At 66.9% G+C, this 1,588-nt stretch carries 2 protein-coding genes; both read left to right on the plus strand.

Annotated elements, in window-relative coordinates; genetic code table 11:
- Positions 1 to 78 precede the first annotated feature (78 nt).
- On the plus strand, positions 79 to 492 hold the full coding sequence (locus tag ACWDA7_RS52725) for a transposase (RefSeq protein WP_450615322.1): 414 nt from the start codon (positions 79 to 81) through the stop codon (positions 490 to 492).
- On the plus strand, positions 489 to 1,550 hold the full coding sequence (locus tag ACWDA7_RS52730) for an IS3 family transposase (RefSeq protein WP_450615323.1): 1,062 nt from the start codon (positions 489 to 491) through the stop codon (positions 1,548 to 1,550). Before ACWDA7_RS52725 ends, ACWDA7_RS52730 begins: the two co-directional genes overlap by 4 nt.
- Positions 1,551 to 1,588 lie beyond the last annotated feature (38 nt).

Genomic DNA, 1,588 nt, shown 5'->3' on the forward strand with positions numbered 1-1,588 from the left:
CCCTCTCTGTCAAAGTAGACCGAGTCAGGCATACTGGACGATTCATTGAGTCGAGGGCGGAGAAGGAGTAGTGCCCAGGTGGCCAGCACCAACGACCACGGGACCCCTGATCCGCAGGTAGAAGCCCGTTCCACCGGCCCGCGCCGGTACACAGCGGAGTACAAGGCGAGGATCCTCGCGGAGTACGAGACGCTGGACAAGAAGGGCAAGGGCGCTCTGCTGCGGCGAGAAGGCCTGTACTCGTCGCTGATCACGACGTGGCGGCAGCAGCGGGACAAGGGCGCCCTGGACGCGCTCGCCGCCCCGGCCGGACGGCCGAAGGCGGACCCGAGGGATAAGGAGATCGAGAAGCTCAAGGCGGAGAAGGCCCGGCTGGAGGCCGATCTGGCCAAGGCCCGCACCGTCATCGAGGTCCAGGGAAAACTCTCCGCGCTGCTCGACCAGTTCGCCACGGACAGCGCCGCGACCCGGAACGGCGAGAAGAACCAGTGACCGAAGCCCAGCTCGCGGCGGTGGTGTTCGACACCGCCCGCGACCAGGCCCTCGAAGAGCTCACTGCGGTGGTCGGACGGGTCCAGGCGTGCGCGGCGCTCGGCGCGAGCCGGGCCACCTACTACCGCCACCACCGCCAAAGCCCCGCGCCCGAGCGGCCACGGCGGGAACGGCGGCGGCATCCCCGGGCACTCTCGCCTGAGGAGGAGATACGGGTCCTGAACGTGCTGCACTCCCCGGAGTTCGCCGACATGGCCCCCGCCGAGATCTACGCCGTCCTCCTCGACCGTGGCGTCTACCTGTGTTCGGAATCGACGATGTACCGGCTCCTGCGCCTGCGCGGCGAGGTCCGTGAACGCCGCCGCCAGGCTGTCCACCCGCCCCGGACAGTCCCCGAGTTGGTCGCCGAGGCCCCCAACCGCGTCTGGTCGTGGGACATCACGAAGCTGAAGGGGCCGGTGAACGGCGTCTACTACTGCCTCTACACAATCATCGACATCTTCAGCCGCTACACCGTCGGCTGGATGATCGCCGCCCACGAGAACAAGGACCTCGCGGAGCGTTTCCTATCCGAGACGATCGCCAAGTACGGGATCGGACCGGGCCAGTTGACGATCCACTCGGACCGCGGGTCCCCGATGGTCGCGCAGAACGTCGCCCAGATGATGGCGAACCTCGGCGTCACCAAGTCGCACTCCCGCCCGAAGACGTCGAACGACAACCCCTACAGCGAGAGCCAGTACAAGACCCTGAAATACCGGCACGACTTCCCCGAACGGTTCGGCTCCCTGGAGGACGCCCGCACGTGGTGCGAGCGGTTCTTCACCTGGTACAACACGGAGCACCGGCACTCCGGGATCGGCCTGCACACCCCCTACGACATGCACTTCGGCCTCGCGGAACAGCTTCGCGAGATGCGGGCCGACGTCCTGGAGGCGGTCTACGCGAAGCACCCCGAACGCTTCGTCCGCAAGCGTCCCGAGCCGCCGAAGCTCCCCGAGGCGGCCTGGATCAACAAGCCGGCACCAGCCGGCCCACTGATCCCGACACAACGTTAAAACGATCTACCTGCCTTGATCACTTTGACAGGTTCCGC

It is taken from the genome of Streptomyces sp. NPDC001156, from assembly GCF_053598275.1.